Annotated in this window: 6 protein-coding genes; 4 read left to right on the top strand and 2 right to left on the bottom strand. The window is 57.6% G+C overall.

Annotation, left to right across the window (positions count from 1 at the left end; translation table 11 throughout):
- The 3 genes from F561_RS26235 to F561_RS0120405 all read left to right on the top strand — a co-directional run.
- A partial coding sequence (locus F561_RS26235) for a peptidyl-prolyl cis-trans isomerase (protein ID WP_019011829.1) occupies positions 1 to 1049 on the top strand: 1049 nt, incomplete at its 5' end.
- Positions 1050 to 1474: 425 nt separating this feature from the next.
- The gene (locus F561_RS0120415; RefSeq protein WP_019011828.1) at positions 1475 to 1732 is read left to right on the top strand and encodes a hypothetical protein; all 258 of its coding nucleotides are present in this window, start codon (positions 1475 to 1477) and stop codon (positions 1730 to 1732) included.
- Positions 1733 to 2661: 929 nt separating this feature from the next.
- On the top strand, positions 2662 to 3600 hold the full coding sequence (locus F561_RS0120405; RefSeq protein WP_019011827.1) for a DUF808 domain-containing protein: 939 nt from the start codon (positions 2662 to 2664) through the stop codon (positions 3598 to 3600).
- Positions 3601 to 3820: 220 nt separating this feature from the next.
- On the opposite strand, the gene F561_RS28190 is transcribed toward F561_RS0120405, so the two are convergent.
- Positions 3821 to 4775 (bottom strand): IS630 family transposase gene (locus tag F561_RS28190; protein ID WP_157452047.1). Its coding sequence is split into 2 segments (ribosomal slippage): positions 3821 to 4423 and positions 4425 to 4775, totalling 954 coding nucleotides; the frame shifts between segments, so codons are not numbered across the junction.
- 505 nt (positions 4776 to 5280) lie between these two features.
- Between F561_RS28190 and F561_RS0120390 the strand changes: the two genes are divergently transcribed.
- A complete protein-coding gene (locus F561_RS0120390; RefSeq protein WP_026299109.1) occupies positions 5281 to 6582 on the top strand; it encodes a VanW family protein in 1302 nt (433 codons plus the stop codon).
- Between the two features lie 403 nt (positions 6583 to 6985).
- On the opposite strand, the gene F561_RS0120385 is transcribed toward F561_RS0120390, so the two are convergent.
- Entirely contained in the window at positions 6986 to 7546 is a 561-nt protein-coding gene (locus F561_RS0120385; protein ID WP_281166609.1) for a DUF305 domain-containing protein, read from the bottom strand.
- Between the last annotated feature and the right edge of the window lie 314 nt (positions 7547 to 7860).

The following is a 7860-nucleotide window of genomic DNA, read 5'->3' as shown; positions in this document are numbered from 1 at the left end:
CCACGCCCAAGCCATTTGCCGAGGCCAAGACCGACGTCCTGACCGCCGTGAACGAGCAGAAGAAGAACGCTGCCGTGGAAGCGTGGGGCGACAAGCTGGCCGCCGATATGAAACTGGAATACATCGACCTGAACTGGAAGGCCGAAGACCCCACCGTCGCCAAGGTCGCGGGCCAGAACATTCCTTACTCGGAAGTGATCGGACAGGTGGTGGGCAACCAGCAATTCACCGGACTCTTGCAGCAGGTTCCTGCCGATCAGGCCGCGCAACTGGTGAACGGTATCCTGAAACCGCAGGTGGTTCAGAGCCTGATTCAGGGCTACGCCGCCCGCAAAGTGGCGCAGGATCAGAAGTTGCCTCTGGCTGGAACGCGTCAGGAGTTGGCCGCCGCACTCACCGCCTACGGTGCGCGTGACGTGAAAGTGACTGACGCCGACGTGCAGAAGTACTACCAGGAGAACATCAAGCAGTTTGAATCGCCTGCCAGCGGCACCGTGACCGAAGCCAGCTTCAAGGACAAGGCGCAGGCCGTGGCCTTCCGTGCGGGCTGGGCGGGCGGCAACTTTACGCAGGCGGCCACCAAAGCGGGCGGAACCGTCAGCGAGCGCGGAGCCGTGACCGGTGGCGACGGCAAACTGGGCGAGGAACTTAATGCCGCCGTCTTTACGGCCAAGACCCTGAAAACTGCTGGAGAAGGCAGCCTGAGCGACGTGGTACAGGTCGGTACGCGCTACTCGGTGGTCTACGTGACTGACCTGAAACGCGCCGCCACTCAGCCCCTCAGCGCCGTTCGCAGCCAGATCGAGCAGCAGGTGTTGGGCACCAAAAAGAATGAAGTGGGATCGGCTTACGTTGCCAAACAGGTCGCGGCCCTCAAGCCCACTGACAACCTGAAGACCATTCTGGCCGCGCAGGAAAAGCGTGTACCAGCAGCGCCGCCTGCATCTGCTACACCCCCTGCAGCAGGAAGTGGAACCACAACCCCTGCAACGGGCACGGACGCAGCAACTCCGGAGACGGAAACGCCCGCGAAACCCGCAGACAAATAATCTTCTTTCCCAACTGGGCGGCCCACATCACAGGGCCGCCCAATTTCTGTCCATGCGAGTCCTCATCAGGACGACGCGAGGTCAAATTGGACGAGCTTTCACGAAGAAATAGTTTCATAACGCCAGGAGGCAAGCTCTCTGGCTGTAAGGAGGCCAACTGCATCCTGAGATCCGGTTGAATGGAAATGATCTGAGAGTGGCGTTGTGGAACGCTGTACCAGGTGAATTGGGAGACGCCTTTCTCCATCAGATCAATCGCTGTACTCCAGTTGACCCCGGCCTAAGGGGAATCAAGAGGTCTTGGCGCAGCTTGCAATCACAGCTGTGGGGAAAATCAACATTCTGCCAACTGGTAAGCTCATCAACAGGCTGTGAACAGCGCCAGAGGATGCCAGAGTGGAGGGGGATTGTGCCATTCTGGCACGATGACCGATATTCATTCACCCCTCCTGCTGAGTCTAGATCCTCTGACTCGTCATTTTCTCGATGAGCTCTGCAGCAGCACGGGTGAGGATGAAGCGGGCGTCGTCAGGCGAGCCGTCGCCGCCTATCACGCCCGCATTGTTGCCGGTGTACCTGAAGACGTCAACACAATGGCAGCGCGGGTAGCGGCAGAGACGGCTCAGGACGCGGTCAATGCACCACTGGAGGACGCAACTGAAGATGCGGCAGGTGCACCTTGAATGAGGTGCCTTTATGGCTGAGTCCAGCTCGTGACTTGCTGTTTTGATACCACCGTGCCAACAGGCAGGCGTCTCCCTCTCTTGTGGGACTTAAACCGGCTTAACTGGCGTTGGGCACAAGCTCATCTTGAATGGGTGGTTTGATGGACGCTGGTAGTCATGCAGAGGTAGCTCCCTAGTGAAACTGGTGGGTGAGAGCGAGAGGTGGGCCGCCTCTGTAGGAGCTCCTCCCCGAGTAAGGGCGGTTGGCGTTCCACTGCCGTCATCAAGCAGGACATCGAAAACCAAAAGTAGCTCCATGTACAGGCCTTTCACCACCGTTTGTGCCGCACCAGAGCGTAGACAAGGGCGCTGTTGGATACGCTACGGCTGTAACGACGGGGCGTCGCAAATGCGTCGGGACACCTATCACCAAGTCGGAAAAAGTATCTGGGTTCATGAGTGGATGCTTTCCCTGCCTGAAGTGAAGGAGGTGCGCCCAGAGTTCGAGAAGATTGATGCACACGCTTTTCAGGGGATGACCACGTAACTTAACCAGGCCCTTTAGGGCTTCTGCCACTGAGTGAAGCAGGTGTCACGGCAGGCGCCCCGGTTCAACGGTGGCAACCGCTAGGATAGCTTTGCGCTCAAGCAGGTATGGGGCAACCGCGGGCAGACGTGATACAGCGCTAGAAAGGTGCTGGATCCCAGGGGCGTTTACCCTTCAATAGTGTCAATAGTGGCAACGTGTAAATTGAGCTGCACTCATGAGCCAAGGGGCGTCAAAAAACCCCTACTGTTATCAAGGGCAGTGTCCCTTAGGGGGCTACAGATTGCTAGGCTGTGGGTCTGATGACCTTGCCACGGCTCTCCTCCCTTCTGCCCCCCGCCAAACATTGCTGCGATAACAGCCCGTCTGTTGCCTCACCCCATCTCCTGGGTGCAGAGCAATGAGCGGGGGCTTGGTCGCTCTGCTAGACGATGTAGCAGCCATTGCTAAACTTGCCGCTGCATCTTTGGATGACATCGCGGCGGCAGCGGGTAAGGCGGGCACCAAGGCCATAGGCATTGTGGTAGACGATACGGCAGTCACACCACGTTACGTCACGGGTTTCAGTCCGGACCGGGAGTTGCCAATTATTTGGCGCATCGCCAAGGGTTCGCTGCGCAACAAAATTGTTTTTATCTTGCCTGCAGCCTTGCTGCTGAGTCAGTTTTTCCCTTGGGCGATAACGCCGTTGCTGATGCTGGGCGGAGCCTATCTATGCTATGAGGGTGCTGAAAAGATATACGAAGCTGTATCAGGTCAGCAGGAAGCTCCAGGAGAATCAGCGTCTAAACTGGGCAGTGCGGCGCATGAGCAGACGATGGTGGCTGGAGCCATTCGCACCGACTTTATTTTGTCGGCAGAAATTATGGCCATCTCGCTGGCTGAAGTGGCGGATCAACCTTTCATTTCCCGCGCCCTTATTTTGGTCGTGGTGGCCCTGATGATCACTGCGCTGGTCTACGGCTTGGTCGGCCTTATCGTCAAAACTGACGATTTAGGCTTGAAACTCGCCGGGAGCAACTCTAGTGCGGCGCGCCGCATCGGACGCGGCTTGGTGCAGGGCATGCCTGTCGTCATGGCGGCACTGTCAGTGATCGGTACGGCAGCCATGCTCTGGGTCGGTGGCCATATCATTGTTGTTGGTCTGGACGAGTTTGGCTGGGGTAAACCTGCGGCTTTCCTGCATGATTTGGCCGTGGCAGCAGGTGGTGCGTTGCCTGCCATAGAGGCCGTAGTGGACTGGCTGGTACAAACGCTCGGCTCGGCGCTTGTTGGTGTGGTGATCGGGGGCATTCTCGTAGCCGTTATGCATCTGCTGCCTCGCAAGGGCACTCACTGACGGCCAGACCGCAGCCCTTGAAAGCCTTATCGATCTCGGCTTAGGTCTGTGCTGCTGACCTGCAGGGCTGTCCAGCGGGCTCCCCACTCAACTGGAAGAACGGCGACTTGCTGCCCTGGAGTGGATGGAGCGCGAAACTCACTGAAACAAAGAAATTGCCGAGCGCTTTGACCTCTTGATCCCGGCAGTGTAGGTTTGGAACTTGTGTCTATAGCATTTGTCATAAAGAGACCGAAGGATAGGCATGTCGAAACCAGGCGGCGCTGTCCTGAGGGGTGAGTGTTTGCAACGCCGCCCAGATCGCGGCGAGGAGTTGATCTAGAGTGCGCCACGAGCCAGCCCGTACGGCCGCTTTGATTTTGGAAAACATCAATTCAATGGGATTGAAGTCCGGACTGTAGGGCGGGAGAAACAAGAGGTGACAGCTCTGTGCTTCGATGAGCGTCCGAACGGACGCTCGGTGATGTGACGAGAGGTTGTCCATCAAAACGACTTGTCCTGGTCGCAAGGTGGGGCACAGGACGTGTCGGACGTACCACTCAAAGGACACCCCATTGACCGCACCAGTGAGGATGAACGGGGCCAGTGGCCCCGCGTTGTGCAAGGCACAGATGAGGGTCTGATTGCGCCCGTGATTTCTGGGCACCCGTCCCCAAGCCCGCTCTGAACTGGGAGCACGTGCGTAGCCTCGCGTCATCGCCGTGTTGAAGCCGCTCTCGTCAACGAAGACCAAGCGTTCCGGGCTGACCAAATAGGGAGCCAAGTCGTTCAAAAACTGCTGTCGTCGTTCCTCATTCTGTTCGCTCGCGACCAGCGTTTTTTTGATGGGTGATGTGGTGCTTCCGGAACACCCGGTCTACGCTTTTGAAGCTGATCTTGAGGCCCGTCGCTTCTTCGAGCATGCGGGCATGCTCGATCAACGTGGCGTCTCGGTGCGTCTCAAGTTGCTTCAACAACTGCTGTTCATGGAGAGGTGTCATCCGTGGTGGGCGTCCGGAAGAGCGGCCGACTTGGTGCAGCGTCCCGAGACGCTGCTTTGCGAGGTAGGCATCAACGGTTTCAATGTGAATCCGATACAACCGGGCGACGACTTGACGGGGCTGTCCGCCTTCGATCGCAGCCACCACCCGTTCACGCAAATCCAGACTGTACCCTCGGCCTCCCACTCGTTTCACGTCATCATTATGACAAATGCTCTAAAACAGAAGGAGACCCTTTAAGCGACCAGTGTGCCAAGTCAGGTCTCATACCAGATCTTTGCCCCATGGGGGTAGATATGGACCCTTGGGTTCACTGCTGCAGGGACACAGCGATGACACCTGAACTATCTGCTATGTCTGTGAGTTGATCGGGTCAACTTTCGACTCGGACGAAGCAGTCCACCACCGGTAGAATCACTTCAGCCGGACAGTCCTTTCAGAACACGCGGCAGGGAGTGACCAGAATTGGATTACCCCGGAAACTGAACAATCCGTGTCCACCTGGCTTACTGTAAGGGCGGCCCATTCGACCTGCAGGAACTGATTGCGAATTCAATCTGCCTTGTGAGTAAGCAGTAAAAGTGGCCAGTCGACTTCAAGCCACTGAGCACCGGTGGGTTCAGGGAGAACCTGTCAAGGGAAACGGCTGAAAGAGGGAGTTAACCCACTCACCGCCAACAGGGAATGAGATACTGCTTCTATGGTTTTTCGCCTGTCAACCGCATTCATATTTTCAAGTCTATTGTTGGGGTTGGCCGCTGCGCAGCTGGAAATTCCGGCATTACCTCCACGCGTTCCTCAAGAAGCTCCCCTGCTTCCGCTGCCGCTTCCCCAGGAGGCTGAAACAGCAAGTCCTGGAGTTCCGAACCCTCTTCAGCCTCAGTCAAGTCCTAAAGCACCATCCCCACAAAAAGACGCGCCTTTGCTGATTACCGTGCGGGCGGATTGGCCCGCATTGGTGGAAGGTAAGAAAACCACAGTACCCTTTATCCGCACCCTGACCATTCCGGGTGCACGGGCCGCTCAATTGCGGCAACGGGGGGGGAGCATCACAGCCTCATTGGAAGCTGATTTGACCGCGTTTGTGGCCACCTTACCCTTACAGCCGGAAAATGCCCGCTTTGAAGAACTTTGGAACGGTTGGGCTGTAGTGCAACGCAACGGCCTGACCATCAACATGGCCAAAACGCGTGCCAGCATCGAGACCGTACTCAATGATCCGCGGGGGGTGCAGGCCAACATCATTGTGGCTGGCCAGGTTCCGCCTGAACGCACCCTCAATTTCTTTGCTTCCCGGGGTATCGCACAACATCTGGGCACCGGCGAAACCAACTACTCCGGCAGTAGCCCGGCGAGGGTCAAGAACATTCAGGTCGGAACCCGCCGTTTCCAGGACCGACTTGTGGAAGGCAAAATCGTGTCATTCAATCAGATCGTGGGACCCATCAGCACCCGGACTGGATTTGTCACTGGCCTGGTCATTGCGGGCGACCGAACTGCGAATGGAGTCGGGGGGGGCATCTGTCAGGTCAGTACTACGGTTTTCCGCACGCTGTACGGTGCGGGATTGCCCATTCTTGAGCGCCGCAACCACTCTTATCAGGTCCGCTATTACGATCCACAGGGCCTTGACGGCACCATCTATCAACCCAATCTGGATCTGAAATTCGCCAATGATACCGGAGGAGCGCTCTGGTTTCAGGGGGGTTGGGACGAGGCCGACAGTCGCCTGACCATCCAGGTCTTCGGCAAGGTGCGCGACTTCACTGTCGAGGTAGGAACCCCGAGGACGCTGCGCACAACGCCCGCGCTCCCCGATCGTTTGCTGCCAGATGCGACTCTGCCTGCCGGTGAACGTCAGCAGGTGGATTGGGCTGCGCCTGGAGCTGTCATTGAGGTCACGCGTCAGTTCAGGCGTGACGGTCAGGTCTTTAAACAGGACATACTCAAAAGTACTTATCGGCCCTGGCCAAACATTTTTCTGGTAGGCACACGCTCATAAGCAGGTCAGGCGTTCATGCGACGGGAGTGGATTCTGCCGGCAAATTCACGCGACCCGTTGGAAACGAGCAAAGTGCGAGGGCTACGTCTTTTCAAGTTACTTCCTCTCTCATCTTACTCTGACGCAGACAGCGTTTAGGGCGGCAGCGTGGGTGCCCACTGACGCGAGCCTCGTCAGGACCTGTGGGTCAATGAGTTTGACGACTTCCCCTAGACTTCCGTTAACAGGCTAGAAGAGCATGGCGCTCATGCTTTACGGTCACCCGGAGCGGGTGCAGCATGAGTGAGCCAGAATTGGGCTCTCCGCCAGGTGAAGCCCAGTTCTGAAGAAAGCGTATCGACTCCAAGGTGATCAGGGAGGCTGTCCTGTGAAGGAGGAATCGACGCTCATCCGCACTGCCGACCTATTCGTGGGTGAGTCCTCCGGTTTCGGGTTGTGCTGGCTCTCCCGCCTGGAGCCGCCGGAGGATCAGGCGGTCGATGACCTGCACTTCAGCACGTTGCGCACGAATGAGCCGCTCTACAAAAGTTTGCACCTCTGGCTGGCGGAGACGTTGTCGTCTTTCTTGGGCCAGCGCCAAGCTGCCGCGTACGTGACGGCGGAGCAAGACCAGGTACCGCGTTTCCGCCAGCGGGACAGAGAGATGACGCAACTGCTGCATCTCTGCAGGTGAAATCAATCCCAGAGCGGTGCGGTCCAGACCTTCAAAGGGAGATTGCTGCCCAGCGACGGGTCGCCCCCAGGCCATCAACCACCCCGTCATCTGGCCTATCTGAGCTTGCCCTGTCAGGAACAGGTCTTGGGACAAGCGCGCAACTTCTGGGTCAGACGACCGCTTGAAGAGGATCACACTCATTTCCACGGCTTGTTGCTGATGGGCGCTCATGGTTCGGGCCAATCCCACTTCCGCACTGCCTTCGGCGGGCGGCCGAGGGATCAGCCAAGCCGTTCCAATTCCGACCACCGCGGCGGCCAGTATGCCGCCGAGCCACAGCCTCACCCCCGGGGTCAACCCAACCTCCCCACACGTTCAGACACCCGCCAAGTCCAACACGGCGACCCCTCCATGATCATCACGCCGACATAGTACATGAGTCATGATTCAGATAATCTTTCGTTGGTTCCAAAGAACTTCCAGCTGGAAAAGCGGGCACGAACCTCCTTAAGCAGCTATTCTCCAGAATTAACATTTGGGCTTCCCAGGCCCCCGGCCAGGTCAGCTCCAGTCCACGACCTGCTGATGCATCAATGGACTCAGCTGACCAAAGCGGTCTTTGC

The sequence above is a fragment of the Deinococcus aquatilis DSM 23025 genome (assembly GCF_000378445.1).
In the GTDB taxonomy this organism is placed as follows: domain Bacteria; phylum Deinococcota; class Deinococci; order Deinococcales; family Deinococcaceae; genus Deinococcus; species Deinococcus aquatilis.
This window is presented reverse-complemented; position numbering and strand designations above follow the sequence as displayed.

Bases quoted from the DNA above. Each gene is read 5' to 3' on its own strand.
- F561_RS0120415 (WP_019011828.1), top strand. From the start codon at position 1,475: ATGACCGATATTCATTCACCCCTCCTGCTGAGTCTAGATCCTCTGACT.
- F561_RS0120405 (WP_019011827.1), top strand. From the start codon at position 2,662: ATGAGCGGGGGCTTGGTCGCTCTGCTAGACGATGTAGCAGCCATTGCT.
- F561_RS0120390 (WP_026299109.1), top strand. From the start codon at position 5,281: ATGGTTTTTCGCCTGTCAACCGCATTCATATTTTCAAGTCTATTGTTG.